Source organism: Streptomyces sp. NPDC002144 (assembly GCF_053593695.1).
The window spans coordinates 1-15097 of the sequence record NZ_JBSFDB010000047.1; the positions used below are offsets into that span (position 1 = coordinate 1).

Consider the following 15097-nt stretch of genomic DNA (forward strand, 5'->3'; position numbering starts at 1 on the left):
ACCTGGGCAATGTGTCCCCGGACGAGCTGGCGGCCGACCCGGTGTACGCGGCCGTACGCCAACTGCCCTGTGCCGCCCGCCCCGCCGGTCCGTGCGCCCTGGATCATCCGCACGCCGAGAACTGCCAGGGGCGCTGCCTCGTCAACACGCTCGCGGCCCGCTGGGCGGTGTCACCCCGGCCGGACTCCGCGCCCGGCAGGACGCTGTGGGTTGGAGTCAATTACGTGAGACTGCGGGTTCGGGCGCGGCAACGGGCTCGGGCGCGCTTTCGCTGAGGCCGAACCGGCTGTGGAACCTGCGCAGGAAGCTGGGCGCGTACCAGGCCGAGCCGCCGAGCAGGCGCATCGCGGCCGGGACGAGGACACCGCGGATGGCGACGGCGTCGATGAGGATGGCCAGCCCGCTGCCCAGGCCAAACATCTGCATGAAGCTGAGCTTGGACGTACCGAAGGCGAAGAAGCTCACCGCGAGCAGGCAGGCGGCGGCGGTGACGATGCGCCCGGTGTGCCCGAGGCCGTTGGTGACGGCGGACTCGGTGTCCTCGCCCTGGTCGTGGAGTTCCTTGATCCGGCTGGTGACGAACACCTCGTAGTCCATCGACAGACCGAAGACGATGCAGAACATCAGCACGGTCATCGACATCTCCATCGGCTGCGCCGTGAAGCCGAGCAGGGAGGAGAGATGGCCGTCCTGGAAGATCCAGGTCATGATGCCGAGCGTCGCCACCAGGGTGATCCCGTTCAGGGCCAGGGCGCGCAGCGGCTGCACGACACTGCCGGTGAACAGGAAGAGCAGGACGAACGTGGTCAGGACGACCAGGCCGATGGCGAGCAGGAGTTGGCCGCTGATGGAGTGCTTGGCGTCGACCAGTTCGGCGTCGATGCCGCCCACCAGCGGGTGGGTGCCGGGGGGCGGGATGAGCGCCTGTACGTCGCTGACCAGGTTCTGTGCCGCGTCGGACTTCGGCGTCAAGGAGCTAACGACGCTGATCCGTTGGCCGTCGGGGCGGCTGAGGTTGGCGCTGCCGGGACCGGCCGCCGATTCCTGCCCGTGGGTGTAGGTTCCGGTGCTGGTCTCGACCCGTACCACGCCCTTGAGCTGGGACAGTTGATCGGCGTACTTGTCCAGCGGGGCTTTGTCCACGTTCTGGCCGATGACGATCTGGAGGGCGGCGTTGTCGTTGCCGTTGAAGTTCTTCTGGAGCGTCGCGGAGACCTGGCGGCTCTCGGCGTCCTTGGGCAGCACGCGTTCGTCCGGGGTGCCGAAGGTGATGCCGAGCAGCGGGCTCGCCGCCACCAGCAGGACCGCGAGGACGGGCAGCGCGGTCAGCGCGGGCCGCCGCATGACGGTACGCGCCAGCCGCGCCCATATGGAGACGCGCGTGGTGACGTTCGCGGTCTTCGCCCAGGGCATCTGCCCCTTGTTGACCCGGTGCCCCAGGAGGACGAGCAGCGGCGGCATGACGAACAGCGCGCTGACGGCCGCGATGGCGACGACGCCGACCCCGGCGAAGCCGAACGAGCGCAGGAAATACTGCGGGAAGACGAGAAGCGCCGCGAGTGCGGCGGCCACGGTGGAGGCGGAGAACGCGACGGTGCGGCCGGCGGTGTGCACCGTCCGGCGGACGGCGTCCTCCACGCTCGCGCCGGTCGCGAGCTGTTCCCTGAACCGGCTGATCATCAACAGGCCGTAGTCGATGCCCAGTCCCAGACCGAGAGCCGTGGTGAGGTTGGTCGCCGTGTTCGAGACGCTGGTGACGTCGGCGAGCAGGGACAGTTCGGCGAACGAGCCCAGGATGGCGATGACGGCGATGACCAGCGGCAGCAGCGCGGCGACCACGCTGCCGAAAACGAACAGCAGCAGGATGAGGGTCAGCGGGATCGCGATCAGCTCAGCCAGTTCAAGATCCTCGACCACCTGCGTCGACATGTCGTTGCCGACGGCGGCCACCCCGCCGGCCCGTACCGTGAGGGCTTTGTTGTACGTGCCGTCGTAGTCGTCGAGCAGGCTCGTGGCGTTCTTCTGCTGCTGGGTCGGGTCGCCCTTGACGTGGGCGAGGATCATGGCCTCGTGGCGGTCCTTGGACAGGAGTTGGGCGCTCCGCGTGTCCCAGTAGGAGATGACGTTCGTGAGTGTCTTCTCCTTCTTCAGGCTCGCGACCAGTGCCTTGCCGTTCTGCTCGGCAGAGGGGGTGTCGGCCCGGCCGTCGCCGGCGCGGACCAGCAGCACGACGTTGGTCTCGCCACCGAATTTCTTATCGATGAGATCGCGTGCCCGGGTGGACTGGGAAGCCGGGTCATCGAAACCGCCGCCCAGCAGCTTGGTGAATGCGCCGCTACCGAGGGCACCCATGAGAGCTGTCGCTACGACGGCGACGATGAGTACCAGCCGGGCCCGGCGGATCGCCAGCTCGGCTATGCGTTCGAACACGCCAAATCTCCTTGCGGTCAATGTGTCTGCGGGGACGCGACGACGCTATGGGGGCCGTGGGGAAGTTGGCAGTGCGAGATTTACCTGACAGTGCTCGATTTACCTGACAGTACTCGGTTTATATTCAGGTGCCAGAGATGCACCGTAGGCTGGACCCATGCCCGTACCCGAACGGCCGAAGACCGCCGCACCGCCGGCTCCGTCCGCGCCGTCTGCTCCCTCCGTCGCGGCCGCTCGATCCGCCTCATCTGCTCCGCCCACGCTGCGGGAGCGGCGGCGGGCCACAGCGGTGCGGGAGATCCTGGACGCCGCCGAACTGCACATCACCGAGCACGGTCCTGAGGGGCTGTCCCTGCGGGCCGTCGCGCGCAGCCTCGGCATGACCGTGCAGGCGCTCTACCACTACTTCCCCAACCGGCATGCCCTCGTCACGATGCTCGTCGCCAAGGGGTACGAGGACCTGTTCGCCGCCGTCCAGGCCGCCGTCGACTCGGCCGCCGACTCGGCTGCGGGCGCTGGGGGCACTGCAGCGGACCCGGTGGCGGACCGGCCGTTCGTGTCGCGTCTGCTGGACGCGGCCGAGGGCTACCGGGGCTGGGCCGTCAACCATCCAGAGCGGTTCAAGCTCCTGTTCGGGACACCGCTGCGGGGCTACGCGGCCCCGGCCGACGGCGCCTCCACCATGGCCGCCCGCCGGATGAGCACGATCTTCCAGCGTGAGCTCTTCGGCGGCTTCAGCCTGGAGCAGCTCGCGGCGGCCGACATGCCCCCGCTCTCGCCCCAGTTCCGGGCCTACCTGGACCAGCTGCCCCCGGACGGGCCGGGAGTCCTCCCCCCGCCCGCGATCGCCCTGCTCATGGAGGCATGGGGGCGCATGCACGGCATGGTCATCCTTGAGGTGTTCGGACACACCGGGTTCCTCGGGGAGCACGAGACTGAGCTCTTCCGCCTTGCGATGCGCAACATGCTCGCGGACATCCACCGGCGAATCCCGGGAAGCGCGGACGCCATTGAAGCCGGGGCGGTGTGAGGTGCGTCCAGATGTGACGCGCGTCCGGGCGGTGGCATAACAAGCGCCGCTCGTGCGGCAACGGCGCGCACAGCCCGCGCGTCCACAAAAGGGCGAGGGCCGAAGTCCGCCTCCTGGCAGTTGCCCTACCGGCAGCACCGGGTGGCCGGCCGCCGCTGGGCGGCCGGGGCGTGCTTCGGGCGATACGGAGCCGCTTGAACTGAGTGAACTCACCGGGGCGCGGAACGGGTCGGACCGGGCCGGGAAAGGGCTGTATGCCGCTCGCCCCGTATCGGCTCTGTTCTCGTATAGCTACCACCAGGTGGCGCGTAGCGCTGAGTAGCTACTTGAGACTGTGGTTGCGCTGCTAGAGGGTGGCAAAGTCCGTGGGCGCCGTTTCGACAGCCTCCGGGTACGCCGAGGTCTTTCTCGTGCTCGGCCAGTGCCCGGTAGGTGCTGGAGAGGCTGGGGCTCTGTTTTTTGCGACGGCCGGTGGGGATGAGCAGGTCGGGCTGGATGTCCTCGACGGTCCCGTCGTCGTGATGACCGGGGCCGGCCGCCGTGGTTGCCCTTGCGGGCTGCGGCGTCGAGTCCTTCGAGGGCGGCCTCCCAACACGCTGCGGGAGCACGTAAGAAACCCCGCAGCTGCCGGGAAGGGATACGCCGACGCCTCACTCGACGCCCTCGGGTCCGCCACCGGTCTCGGCCGCGGCTCCCTCTACGGCACCTTCGGCACCAAGGACGCCCTGTTCCGCCAGTGCCTCGACCGTTACGCGTCGATCTACGGCGCGCAGTACGCGCCGGCGCTTACGGCGCACCCTGGCGATCCGGCGCGAGCGGTCGAGGCATTCCTCGACGTCACTCTGAGCCGTATCGCCGATCCGTCGGTCCCTGTGGGGTGCCTCATCGCCCAGTCTGCCATGCCGACGGCCGTACCAAGCAGACCGCCGGAAGCAGCGGCTGTGTGAAGCCGTCACCTCCGTGTGCGTTGGACCTCGCGCAGACACCTGGTACCCAGAGGGCGTCAAACCCCTTTCCCGGGGGCCGAAAAACACAAAACTCCGGGCGCGCCTCAGACGAGTGGCCAGTTGCGTAGTGCGGCGTCGGATATCTCCCCGAGTTCGTCGCGGGCGACACCGCTCGCGGCTTGTCCGGCGATGCCGTAGGCGAAGGTGGTGAGGTGGCGGGCCATTAGCCCCGGATCGGTCTGCAGAGGCAGGTCGCCCTCGTTGACGGCGCGCAGCAGCGGACCTATCCACCCCCACGCCACATCCGTCAACTCACCCCGGCCAACCACAAGAGCAATGATCAGGCATGGCTGGGCCGTGACCGGCGGATCATGTGATGGCACCAAGTTGATTCTCGCGGGCCGGACTGCGCCCGGTTGCGAGGCGCTTCTGCCCCTCGGCCGTGGGCAGGACCGCCAGTGCGGTGTCTGCAATGTGCCGCAGTGTCTCCTGGTCAAGGCCGGCCTTGCCTACCGCCTCGATACCGCGGACCACCGTCAGCAGCAGTGCCGCCAACCGCTCCGGATCCGCAGCGCTATCGATGTCGCCGTGGCGCTGGGCGGCGCTGATCTCCGTCCGCAGCAGGTTCAGCAGTGCCGTCATGGTCTCGGCCGACCGTCCGGCGACCGTCGGATCGTGCTGGGCCAGTTCCGCCGCGCCCTTGGCCAACAGGCACCCGCGGCGCTCGGTGTCGGAGGCGGTGTTCTCCGCCATCAGGTGCACGTATCCCGACAGCCGGGCCAAGGCCTCTGCGTCCGGGCCACCCGCCAGCCGCGCTTCGGCCACCTCAACAACTGCGGTGCACCAGTCGCCGAACACACGGTGGAACAGCTTGCCCTTGTCGCCGAATGCGCCGTACAAGCTGCCCTTGCCCAGGCCGGTCGCCTGGGCGATGTCGTCCATCCGGGTTCCCGCATAGCCCGTCGCCCAGAACTGTTCCCGGGCCCGCTCCAGGACTTGGCGTTCGTCGAATGCGCGTGGTCTCGGCATGGTCCCAGCCTATCCATTCTTGACTCGATCGTCCATAACCGCCTACGTTATGGACGATCCATTCCACAACTGGAGGGGTTCGACATGCCAGGCGTGCTGCAAGAGAAGGTGGCCGTGATCACCGGAGGGACCAGCGGGATCGGGCTGGCCATCGCCCACCGCTTCGTCCGGGAGGGCGCACAGGTCTTCGTGACCGGCCGGGACATCGACCGCCTCGAAGCGGCAGTCAAGGAGATGGGCCCTACGGCCACCGGCGTACGATCCGACGTCTCGGTCCTGGCCGACCTGGACGCGCTCTACGCGCGAGTCCGCGAGGAGGCCGGACGCATCGACGTGCTGGTGGCCAACGCGGGAATCGTCGCGGACGCCGCGCTCGGCGCCCACACCGAGGCAAACGTCGACCTGACGCTCGCCGTCAACGTCAAGGGCCCACTCTTCACCGTTCAGAAGGCGCTTCCGCTGCTCGCGGAGAACGCCTCCATCCTGGTCGTCGGCTCGAGCAACAGCGTGCGGCCCAACGAGCAACTCGAGGTCTACAGCGCCTCGAAGGCGGCGTTGAGCAACCTCGTGCACAACTGGGCCCGGCAGTCACGGGAGCGCCGCTTCCGGGTCAACGTGCTCAGCCCGGGCCCCACGCGGACCCCTGCCCTGCTGCGCGCCGCGGGGCCGGACGTCGACCAGTTCGCCGAGGCCGTCGTGCCCCTGGGGCGGCTGGCCGACGCCGAGGAAATCGCCGACGCCGCCCTCTTCCTGGCTTCGGACGCCTCGTCGTTCGTCACCGGCGCCGAACTCTTCGCCGACGGCGGCTACACCCGAGCCTGAACGACGGCCGGTGGTGCGCAACCGGTTCCATCGTCGCGACGGGTGCACTCCCGGCCGCGTGCGTGCGTCCTACGCGGCCCAGTGCGCCCGAAGCAACGAGATCGTGGCCGCGGCCTCTTCGGATGGCGTCGGCTGCCACTCCGACTGCCGCTCCGGCAACGCCAACGCCCGCTGAGTGCTGAGCCATCTCGTTGATCGTCACATCTCATCAGCATCCCGTTGCAGTACCAATCCGGATCCGCCCCACAGAAAGATCACCTTGTGTCCGACAGAGACCTGCGCGCTTTCTACCTGCGCTATATCGAGGCGCTCAACGCCCACCAGTTCGACGGCATGGACGAGTTCATCGACGACCGGACCACCCTGAACGGCGAACCGGCTACCCGCGACGACCTCATCGCCGTTCAAAAGCATGACGTGGACGCCGTTCCGGACCTCCACTGGGAGCTCAAAGAGCTGCTCTTCGACGGTGACCGTCTGGCCGCGCGACTCGCCAACACGGGTACCCCGGTGAAGGAATGGCTCGGCGTGACTCCAACCGGCGCCTCGTTCGAGATCACTGAGTACGCCATCTACCAGGTTCGAAACGGACGATTCGTGCACATGACCGCCCTGCACGACGCCGGCGAACTTCGCCGGCAACTGACCGGCTGAGTTCCGGAAAAGCGCCAGCAGTTCACAGAACCGTCCCAACATCGCCAACGGTCCAGCCGGGCCAACTGACTCGTAGGAGTACGCATGACCATCACGCTGATCACCGGGGCCAACAAGGGCATCGGGTTCGAGACGGCCAGACAGCTTCTTGCGTTGGGCCACATGGTCTACATCGGCGCTCGTGACGTCGAGCGAGGCGAGAAAGCCGCGGCGGCGCTGGGCGCACGGTTCGTGCAGCTCGACGTGACCGACGACGCATCGGTGAGCAGCGCTCTGGCGGCCATCGACTCGGCCGAGGGCCGGCTCGACGTTCTGGTGAACAACGCGGGCATCCTGGGGCACGGAGTCACCGACGGTCCCACGGCACTCCGGGCCTTCAACACCAACGCGGTGGGAATCGTGCGCGTCACGGAAGCGGCGCTTCCTCTGCTGCGCAAGTCCTCAAACCCCACTGTGGTCACCGTTTCCAGCAGCGCCGGATCCTTCTGGGCAGTGACCAATCCGGAGCGACCTGAGTTCAACTTGCCGTTGGCGCTTTACTCCGCGTCCAAGTCCGCAGCCACCATGCTGACAGTCCAGTACGCCAAGTCCCAGCCAGGCATCAAGTTCAATGCAGTCGAGCCGGGCACCACCGCGACCGATATGACCGCGGCATTCGGAGTCGGAAGGGCGCCGGAGGAGAGTGCCAGGGTCGTCGTGCGTCTGGCCACCCTCGATGCTGATGGCCCGACAGGAACGTTCCAGGACGAGAACGGCGAAGTTCCCTGGTAGTCGTGTGGGGGCAGGCGGGGCAGCACGCCTGAGCTGCCCCGCCTGCTCCCACAGAGCACCCCCTGTAACAAGATGCCTCAAACAGCCTGCGGCGCTATCCGTGCCGGTCCCGCCGTTCGGAGCCCGGTCGACCTTCGGCAGTTCCCGAAGGCTCACGTCTCGCGCAGGCATACGTGCAGGGCGTGTCCACCCGCAGGGGGTCTCCCGCATCTGCGGCGCCCTGGTTGCGCCTGGTCTGTCTTTCGGCTTCCCGAGCACGGCCGTGAAGGACGCAGCGGTGGCTGCGATATCCCAGTTGTGTCGCCGCCTACCTGCCCGTGCTCGCCGCGCGACATCGGTTGTCGTTGAGCCCGGCGTCGCGTGCCGGCCCGTCTGGTCCCTTGGGGATACGCTGGCGAGCTCCGGCCACATCAATCCGGGGCTCGTGTCGTTGCTGACGTGTGACGCCACCGCGCACGCTTCTCGCTGGGCAACGTAACGCACCAGCCTCATTCCCCACGGCCTTCGTGCCGGGTCAGGTGCCTCGTTGGGTGGAGCGCAGGATCAGGCGGAGGCCGTGTTCACCTCACCGGAATCCTCCGACGGACGATCACATGCGGGGCATCGTCAGAGGTCGGGACGAGAACAGGGTCAGTGGGTGCGTTCGTAGTGGCGGCGTGCCTTTTCGCGGTTGCCACAGACGGCCATCGAGCACCAGCGGGCGCGGTTGGCGCGGCTACGGTCGAGGAGGAACAGCCGGCACTCGGCGTTGGCGCAGGGGCGTAGCCGGCCGGGCAGTCGTTTCTCGGTGGCGGCCCAGGCGAGAACCGCCTCGACGGCCAATCGAGCGTGCGGAGGAGTCTTGACGATCCACTGAAGACCATTCGAAGTGATCTCCGGGATCTGGTGGACCCCTTCCAGCAGAGGGCTCAATGCGGCGGGCGAGCGCTCTCCGCGCACTATGTCCTGCAGGAGGTCCCGCGTCCTGCGGAGCAGTGCCAGTTCCGCGGGGCTGCCTTCGCCGCCGTGTTCCCGCGCCCAGTGTCTGCCTCCGACCGGGTCGAGCGCGTCCTGCTCCTCGCCGTTGACCAGCGGCCTGCTGTTGAGCAGGTCCAGCAGCGTGTCCATCGAGCTCCCCCTTCACCCTAACCGGATCGAAGTGTTTGACAGGTTAGCTTGCATGACAACTAACCACATTAGTCACTCTAAGGGGTTAGATATGAACTCGGTGCGCCACCGAACCGCCACCATCGATGGTCATGAGATTTTCTACCGCGAAGCAGGCCCCGCCGACGCCCCCCGTATCGTCCTGCTGCACGGCTACCCAACCAGCTCGTTCATGTTCCGCGAGCTCATCCCGCTACTGGCCCACGACTACCACGTCATAGCACCGGACCACCTCGGCTTCGGCTACTCCGACGCCCCCTGGCAGGGGAGTTCACCTACACCTTCGACGCCCTCGCCGAACTCACCTCCGGACTGCTCGACCAATTGGGCCTGGACCGCTACGCCCTCTACGTCCAAGACTACGGCGCCCCCGTCGGTTGGCGCCTCGCGCTCAGGCACCCCGAACGGATCTCCGCCCTCGCCACACAGAACGGCAACGGCTACGAGGACGGATTCGTCGAGTCGTTCTGGGCCGACGTGTGGGCCTATGGGGCGAACCCTGGTCCCGACACCGAACCCGCCGTCCGCGCCGCGCTGAGCATCGATGCCATCCGCTGGCAGTACGTGCACGGCGTGCCCGACCCGAGCCTGGTAAGCCCGGACACCTGGGAGCACGACTTCGCCCTCGTCTCCCGCGAGGGCAACGACCAGGTCCAGCTGGCGCTATTCCGCGACTACCAGAACAACCGCCCTCTCTACCCGCTGCTGCACGAATTCCTGCGCACCAGCGAGGTCCCGGTGCTCGCCGTTTGGGGCCGCAATGACGAAATCTTCGGCCCGGCGGGTGCGAGGGCCTTCGCCCGCGACGCCAAGGATGCGGAGGTGCACCTGGTCAACGGCGGCCACTTCCTGCTGGAGAGCCACCTGGACGTCGTCGCGGTTTGCCTGCGCGGTTTCCTCGGGCGAGTGCTGGGGTAGGTGGGGTCGGAAACTGGAAGTGGAGCTCTTCACAGGCCACCGCGGCCGACAGGGCAGTCCAGAGCCCCCTCGGTTCCGTCGTCCTTGCCCAGTGAGTCCGCACAGGCTCACCCGGCCCACGTCAGCCCCCTTTCGGGTCCGGGCAGTGCACCCGTATCCGAACCCGCCCGCCCGAGGCACTGCGTAAACTTTACGCGCGCGAGTGACGGTCTAAAACTGCCGATCATCGTTGACACGCGAGCCGGGAATCGCGGGAGCTATCCCGCCGTTCCACCCGACACTGAAGCGCATGGTGGCGGCCACTGCAGCCGGCCTGCCCCTGGTGGTGCGTCAGTAGTGCTTCGTTAGGTTCTGGTTCTGCTGGTTTTGAGGGGGCGACCGCTTCTGAGCTGGGTCTTCAGGTCGACGACGTGATCGTCATCCACATCTCGGATCGCGTCGCGCTGTGCCTGGTCCCAGCATGGTCAGGACCAAGTCGGCGTCCGCTCGGGCGGAGGTCTCCGACGCGACCACCCGGCGGGAGGAGGCGTCCCGGATCACGGAGAGCCACAACGGCCCCTCGCCGGTCGGGATCATCGTGAGGTCGGTGACCCACAGCGGGTTCGGCGCCTTCGCGGTGAAGTCCCGCTCCACCAGGTCCGGGGCCGACGTGGCCTTCGGGTCGCGGCGCGTGAAGCCCTTCCGCTTCGGGTTCACGCCCGCGATGTCAGCCTCGCGCCTCAGCCGCTCGACGCGCTTGCGCCCGACGTGGACGCCGTCCCGCTTGAGGACGGCGTCCACGCGCGGTGAGCCCTAGACGCCACCGGATTCCGTGTGGATCTCCTTGATCCGCTCGGTCAGTTCGACGTCGCGGCGCCGCCGTTCGCACGGTTCACGCTCGGCCCGGCGCCACCGGTAGTAGGTGGAGGAGGCGATGTGCAGTTCCCGAAGTACACACTCGACTCCTAGGCGGGGATGCTCGTCGAGGAGCGCCGTCACCTGGGCCGGGTCGGGTCGAGTTGCTCGGCCTCCATCCGCCGACTCACCATGTCACCGGAACCTCCCGCAGCCCGTGTACCACCGAACCGACCTTGAACCTCAGCGCGTTCGGCTCCACGGCCAGTGCAAGCTCGGGGAAGCGGTTCAGCAGCATGGGCAGCCCGAGGGTGAGCTCGAGGCGTGCCAGAGGTGCTCCCAGACAATGGTGGATGCCGTGCCCGAAGGCGAGGTGATGGGAGGTATTCCGGGTGATATCCAGTCGGCCGGGCCTGTCGACGAGAGCGGCGTCGTGGTTGGCGGCGGGCAGCGCGACCAGCAGTAGATCGCCGCTGCTGATGGGCTGGCCGCCGACGATCGTGTCCCGGGTGGCGCGACGTGGTGGGTTGATCTGCACCACCGAGAGGTAGCGCAGCAACTCCTCCACGGCCTTGTCGATCAGGGTCGGGTCCGCACGCAGCTGCGCCAGTTGGTCCGGGTTTGCGAGCAACGCGACCACAGACGATGCCATCATGTCCGCCGTCGTCTCGTGGCCGGCCTGCAGCAGGGTGGCTCCGATGGCGGCGAGGTTCTTCGGTGTCAGTTCATCGCCGTGTTCGACGACCAGTTCGCTGAGCAGGCCGGCACTGGGGTTGGCGCGCGCCCGCAGGGCGAGTTCGTGGATATAGGTGTTGATCCCCTCGTTCGCGGTGGCCCGTTCGGCTTCCGAAATCGTGAAGTCGAAGCTGGCGTCGAGCAGCTTCTGGACCCGTTCGCGCTCGTCCAGCGGAGCGCCGAGCATCTCGCAGATGACCTGAGAGGGGACCTGCCAGGTGAAGTGACTCATCAGGTCGGCAGGCGGGCCCGCCTGCTCCAACGCGTCGAGATGTTCCTCGATGATCTCCACGATCCGCGGTTGCCAGCGTGCGAGCGCTCGGCTGGTGAACCTGGGGGCCAGCATCTTACGAAGGATCGTGTGCTCGGGCGGGTCCATGAACAGCAGCGCCCCGGGCATGTCGAGGATGTCCGGGTCGCCGCTGCGGAACATCGGTACCGAGTCGCCCGTGGTGAACAGCGAAGAATCACCCAGGACAGTACGTACGTCCTCGGCGGCAGTGACCAGCCATGCCTCCTGTCCGAACACCGTCGTGGTTCGGGTCAGGCGCGCCTGGTCTCTCGCTGCGAGCAGCGCCGGGGCGGGTAGCAGCCCGTCACGTTGAAGGAAGACGGGAAGTTCATCGAAACGCGGGACCGTCATGACGTCACTCCTTGCCAGGATGGGATGAGACGGACGAGACCGGACTCACATAGAAGCGAGTCCAATTTATGCGATCGTCGCGGACGGTCATTACTACAGGTCCGGCCAAGAGGGCGGGTAGTCCCCCAGGAGAAGTTCCACTCATTTCCCATTCGGACCACACCTCGGACCCCGAAATTGCTGTCCGTAGAACTCTTGCTTTCAGATCGGGCACTCGGGTAAATATCAAGGACCAGTTCGTCAGCACTTGCTCCCGCCCGGTAAAACTTTCTGCAGGACGGTGCGGCACCTCCGTCGCGTAGTCGGCAGTGAAGCAGTCGGCGACTCGTTGCGCTGAATGCGAATTGATGGCGTCACAAAGGCGATCTACCGCGTCAATTAGGTGCACGGAACTACTCCTTCTCAAGGATTGCATGTCATTCGATCCCGGCCCGGCCGCATCGGAATGTCCGGCCATGGCCCTCACCGAGCCGGTGCCGTAACCATCGTAAAAGTTATCGAGGGGTGATTACGTCAGGACCGGCAGGTGCCGTGTGCCTTGCTACGTATACCTGCCGGTCCTGACGTGCTGATCAGTCGTTCGCGCCGGCGCCGCGAAATTCTGGGACGTCCGAAAGCATGCCGGGAATCTCCGGGTTCAGGGCGCTGCGGCGGCGGTGCAGTTCTTCGATTTTCGCGTACAGGTCAGGGTCATCGTCGTCGCTGATGTCGAAGATGTCGAGGCGTTCGAGCAGCGCCAGGCCCAGATGGTCAGTCCCGATAGTCGCGGGGTGGGTCAGGTACTCGTAGAGGCCGTCGAGGTCCTCAACGACGAAGACACAGCTGTAGTCGAATTCCCCGCCGAGATCGCGGCCAACCATGAAAGACTTCACGGCCGGGTTGGACCGTCCTTGGTTGCGCCAACTTTCCAAGGCAGCCTCGATTTGCTCGGGGGTGACTTCAGCCTTGGCCTTCGCGCGGTTGATGTGGTAGATCATGGCTACTCCTGTCGTTGTTTATTACTGCCGAAGAGGGATGCCTTACACGACACAGCACAGATGGTGGGGGCCTCATCGCAGGATTCACTCGAATGCGATAAGGGCCAATTCACCGGACGTGTCATGACGAAGCACGGTGCCGGAATCGCTGTTTGCTGTCGAACCCGGGAGGCGGGGTCAAGCCGCCGCCGCGCTCACCTGATCATTGATAACGATGTCCAGGTCGGTGGCGGTGAGACCGAAGGTGTCAGCTGTTTTTGAGGCGTCCATGAGGAACGGCGAGTACCACTGATAGTCCATTTCAGCCATTTCACGGGCTGCCGGTACCAAAAGCCCAGCTGTACGCATTGCCGCGCGTGGCAATGGGATCAGCTTGACCGGGCGCTGGCCTGCGGCGGCGGCGTAGCGCCGCGCCAGTTCACGGATGCTGATGGCCGGTGGAGACGGCACATGCCACGCCTGACCCCACGCACGCTCATCGTTTCCAAGCGTGACCAGGGCCCGAGCCATGTCTCCGTTGAAGGTAAAGGTATGTGGAGCGTCCAGATCGGCAGGCACCCAGGCTGCTCGGCCCGCCTTCATTGCTGGCTCAATGACTATGGAAAATACGCCATTCGCGTCCCTGCCGATGTAGTCGCACCCGCGAACCTCCACAGTGCGGACTCCGGAGTTAAGGGCCTGCTCCCACAGCCGTTTACGGAGACGACCTTTAGACCCAGTGGCGGCCATGGGGGTGCATTCGTTCATCACACCGCCGGGCTGCGGGCCGTAAGCGTACATACTGCCAGTGATTGCCAGCACCGCCCCGTTTGCTTTCGCGGCAGCGATGACCGCAGTCTGTATGGGCGGCAGCAGCCGTTCCCACATTGTGTAGGAAGGCGGATTCGCACAGTGGTAGATCACCTTTGCATCGAGAGTCAGTTCGGTCAAGCGGTCCGGGTCGGAAGCATCCGCGGCGACCCGTTCCACCTGCGGATACTTTGGGCCCGAGCCGCTGCGCGTGACAATGCGAACGCTTTCACCGCGGCCGGCGAGCAGTCGGGCGACATTGCTACCAATGGAGCCGGCACCGATAATGACATGCATGGCCATGCTGGACTCTTTCATATAGATAGGTGTCACGGGTTCGTTAGATTTTCAGAAAAATCTCGTCGATGGCCGTGTGAAAACTGATCGGCCTGAGCGTGGGCCGCAGTTCAGACCTCTGATGGATCAACGGGTACGTTTCCGCAGCCGCCGTCCGTCAGTGAGAAACACGGGTTCATACCACCTTCGTCGTCCGTCTTCGTACATAGGCACCGGTGGTGTCGCGCAAGCGTGACGCTATCCCGGCCTCGCCACGATTTGGCAGCAATAGATTTTTCTGACACCGTCAAAGTGAAGAGGTCGGTTTCCACTGCAATGCGGTGTTATCTGTATTTTTGCGCCCACAGGTGATCTGGTGCTGGGGAGTCTGCACTGCTGACCGTGGTGACGAGGCTGATGGTGTGGCCTCTGGGGTGAGAGCCGACTTACGCCTGTCTCGTTCCAGGACGCCCTAATCTGTGCTGTGCTTCCGCAAAGAAGGGTGCACGCCTGGGCGCGCGCCCCCGAGCGGCGGCATCTCCAGGTCATGGCTGACCGTCGCCCGTATCCGAGTGATCTGTCCGATGCCCGCTGGGAGTTGATCGAGCCGATCCTGGCCGCCTGGCGCTACGAGCGCCACGGCCGGGCACTGGGCTTCGGCCGGCCCGCCGAGCTCGACCTGCGCGACATCATGGAAGCGATCTTGTACGTGGACCGCACCGGGGTCCAGTGGCGCTATCTCCCGCACGGCTTCCCGCACTGGAACACGGTCTACGGCTACTTCGCGAAGTGGCAGGGCGCTACCGCGGCCTGCTCATTCCCTGGGCCGGGCAGGGCTTCGACGAGATCGTGCGCATCCATGATGATCAACGGACGATCTTCTGGAGGCTGGGGGTCAGATCGGCCTGGCGGAGGGACAGCAGCTGTTCGGTGAGGGCCTCCCGTGCCGCATCCTGCTGGGCGATGTACGAGGCGAGTTTGGGGTTTGCGGCCAGGAGAGGGACGGCTTCGTCGAAGCCTTCCTTGCTGGCACGGGCGACGTCCTGGCGGTACAGGTTCGCGCCGGTCTGCTCGACGAGGTTGCGGATCAGGTCGT

15 protein-coding genes and 3 pseudogenes are annotated in these 15097 nt (G+C 66.2%); 8 read left to right on the plus strand and 10 right to left on the minus strand.

All coding sequences use genetic code 11. The annotated features are described in order from the left end of the window. A pseudogene (locus tag ACWCQ1_RS41695) lies at nucleotides 1-275 on the plus strand (hypothetical protein); the annotation flags it as partial. On the opposite strand, the gene ACWCQ1_RS41700 reads toward ACWCQ1_RS41695, so the two are convergent. Then, entirely contained in the window at nucleotides 217-2430 is a 2214-nt protein-coding gene (locus ACWCQ1_RS41700; RefSeq protein WP_451028803.1) for an MMPL family transporter, read from the minus strand. The pseudogene ACWCQ1_RS41695 and the gene ACWCQ1_RS41700 sit on opposite strands and share 59 nt — an antisense overlap. 157 nt (nucleotides 2431-2587) lie before the next feature. Between ACWCQ1_RS41700 and ACWCQ1_RS41705 the strand changes: the two genes are divergently transcribed. Beyond that, entirely contained in the window at nucleotides 2588-3460 is an 873-nt protein-coding gene (locus ACWCQ1_RS41705) for a TetR/AcrR family transcriptional regulator (protein WP_451028804.1), read from the plus strand. A gap of 353 nt (nucleotides 3461-3813) precedes the next feature. After that, nucleotides 3814-4407 carry a TetR/AcrR family transcriptional regulator gene (locus tag ACWCQ1_RS41710; RefSeq protein WP_451028805.1) on the plus strand — a complete coding sequence of 198 codons (594 nt, stop codon included), beginning with the start codon at nucleotides 3814-3816 and terminating at the stop codon, nucleotides 4405-4407. A 104-nt stretch (nucleotides 4408-4511) separates the two neighbouring features. Here the strand turns inward: ACWCQ1_RS41710 and ACWCQ1_RS41715 are convergent, their stop codons facing one another. Continuing rightward, on the minus strand, nucleotides 4512-4718 hold the full coding sequence (locus ACWCQ1_RS41715) for a hypothetical protein (protein WP_451028806.1): 207 nt from the start codon (nucleotides 4716-4718) through the stop codon (nucleotides 4512-4514). Nucleotides 4719-4776: 58 nt separating this feature from the next. Next, entirely contained in the window at nucleotides 4777-5436 is a 660-nt protein-coding gene (locus tag ACWCQ1_RS41720; RefSeq protein ID WP_133047935.1) for a TetR/AcrR family transcriptional regulator, read from the minus strand. Between the two features lie 84 nt (nucleotides 5437-5520). Here ACWCQ1_RS41720 and ACWCQ1_RS41725 point away from each other — a divergent pair, with 84 nt between their 5' ends. The 3 genes from ACWCQ1_RS41725 to ACWCQ1_RS41735 all read left to right on the plus strand — a co-directional run bounded on the left by ACWCQ1_RS41725 (nucleotide 5521) and on the right by ACWCQ1_RS41735 (nucleotide 7683). Continuing rightward, the gene (locus tag ACWCQ1_RS41725; protein WP_451028807.1) at nucleotides 5521-6258 is read left to right on the plus strand and encodes an SDR family NAD(P)-dependent oxidoreductase; all 738 of its coding nucleotides are present in this window, start codon (nucleotides 5521-5523) and stop codon (nucleotides 6256-6258) included. A gap of 261 nt (nucleotides 6259-6519) precedes the next feature. Then, entirely contained in the window at nucleotides 6520-6912 is a 393-nt protein-coding gene (locus ACWCQ1_RS41730) for an ester cyclase (RefSeq protein WP_133047933.1), read from the plus strand. Between the two features lie 84 nt (nucleotides 6913-6996). Further along, nucleotides 6997-7683, plus strand: coding sequence for an SDR family NAD(P)-dependent oxidoreductase (locus ACWCQ1_RS41735; protein ID WP_133047932.1), 687 nt, complete (start codon nucleotides 6997-6999; stop codon nucleotides 7681-7683). Between the two features lie 630 nt (nucleotides 7684-8313). Here the strand turns inward: ACWCQ1_RS41735 and ACWCQ1_RS41740 are convergent. After that, a complete protein-coding gene (locus tag ACWCQ1_RS41740; protein WP_451028808.1) occupies nucleotides 8314-8790 on the minus strand; it encodes a CGNR zinc finger domain-containing protein in 477 nt (158 codons plus the stop codon). Nucleotides 8791-9001: 211 nt separating this feature from the next. Here ACWCQ1_RS41740 and ACWCQ1_RS41745 point away from each other — a divergent pair. Continuing rightward, nucleotides 9002-9747, plus strand: a pseudogene (locus tag ACWCQ1_RS41745) (alpha/beta fold hydrolase). A 417-nt stretch (nucleotides 9748-10164) separates the two neighbouring features. Here ACWCQ1_RS41745 and ACWCQ1_RS41750 read toward each other — a convergent pair. From ACWCQ1_RS41750 to ACWCQ1_RS41775, 6 genes are all read right to left on the minus strand, one after another. After that, entirely contained in the window at nucleotides 10165-10527 is a 363-nt protein-coding gene (locus ACWCQ1_RS41750; RefSeq protein WP_451028809.1) for a DDE-type integrase/transposase/recombinase, read from the minus strand. Nucleotides 10528-10539: 12 nt separating this feature from the next. Next, nucleotides 10540-10725, minus strand: coding sequence for a hypothetical protein (locus ACWCQ1_RS41755; RefSeq protein WP_451028810.1), 186 nt, complete (start codon nucleotides 10723-10725; stop codon nucleotides 10540-10542). Nucleotides 10726-10768: 43 nt separating this feature from the next. After that, nucleotides 10769-11959, minus strand: coding sequence for a cytochrome P450 (locus ACWCQ1_RS41760; RefSeq protein ID WP_451028811.1), 1191 nt, complete (start codon nucleotides 11957-11959; stop codon nucleotides 10769-10771). 4 nt (nucleotides 11960-11963) lie between these two features. After that, nucleotides 11964-12416: a nuclear transport factor 2 family protein gene (locus ACWCQ1_RS41765; RefSeq protein ID WP_451028812.1), complete on the minus strand. Its 453-nt coding sequence runs from the start codon at nucleotides 12414-12416 to the stop codon at nucleotides 11964-11966. 115 nt (nucleotides 12417-12531) lie between these two features. Then, a complete protein-coding gene (locus ACWCQ1_RS41770; RefSeq protein WP_073900753.1) occupies nucleotides 12532-12936 on the minus strand; it encodes a Dabb family protein in 405 nt (134 codons plus the stop codon). Nucleotides 12937-13113: 177 nt separating this feature from the next. Continuing rightward, nucleotides 13114-14028, minus strand: coding sequence for an NAD-dependent epimerase/dehydratase family protein (locus ACWCQ1_RS41775; RefSeq protein ID WP_451028813.1), 915 nt, complete (start codon nucleotides 14026-14028; stop codon nucleotides 13114-13116). Between the two features lie 520 nt (nucleotides 14029-14548). Between ACWCQ1_RS41775 and ACWCQ1_RS41780 the strand changes: the two are divergent. After that, nucleotides 14549-14797, plus strand: a pseudogene (locus ACWCQ1_RS41780) (transposase); the annotation flags it as partial. Nucleotides 14798-15097 lie beyond the last annotated feature (300 nt).

Bases quoted from the DNA above. Each gene is read 5' to 3' on its own strand.
- ACWCQ1_RS41705 (WP_451028804.1), top strand. From the start codon at position 2,588: ATGCCCGTACCCGAACGGCCGAAGACCGCCGCACCGCCGGCTCCGTCC.
- ACWCQ1_RS41720 (WP_133047935.1), bottom strand. From the start codon at position 5,436: ATGCCGAGACCACGCGCATTCGACGAACGCCAAGTCCTGGAGCGGGCC.
- ACWCQ1_RS41725 (WP_451028807.1), top strand. From the start codon at position 5,521: ATGCCAGGCGTGCTGCAAGAGAAGGTGGCCGTGATCACCGGAGGGACC.
- ACWCQ1_RS41735 (WP_133047932.1), top strand. From the start codon at position 6,997: ATGACCATCACGCTGATCACCGGGGCCAACAAGGGCATCGGGTTCGAG.
- ACWCQ1_RS41740 (WP_451028808.1), bottom strand. From the start codon at position 8,790: ATGGACACGCTGCTGGACCTGCTCAACAGCAGGCCGCTGGTCAACGGC.
- ACWCQ1_RS41760 (WP_451028811.1), bottom strand. From the start codon at position 11,959: ATGACGGTCCCGCGTTTCGATGAACTTCCCGTCTTCCTTCAACGTGAC.
- ACWCQ1_RS41765 (WP_451028812.1), bottom strand. From the start codon at position 12,416: ATGGCCGGACATTCCGATGCGGCCGGGCCGGGATCGAATGACATGCAA.
- ACWCQ1_RS41770 (WP_073900753.1), bottom strand. From the start codon at position 12,936: ATGATCTACCACATCAACCGCGCGAAGGCCAAGGCTGAAGTCACCCCC.
- ACWCQ1_RS41775 (WP_451028813.1), bottom strand. From the start codon at position 14,028: ATGGCCATGCATGTCATTATCGGTGCCGGCTCCATTGGTAGCAATGTC.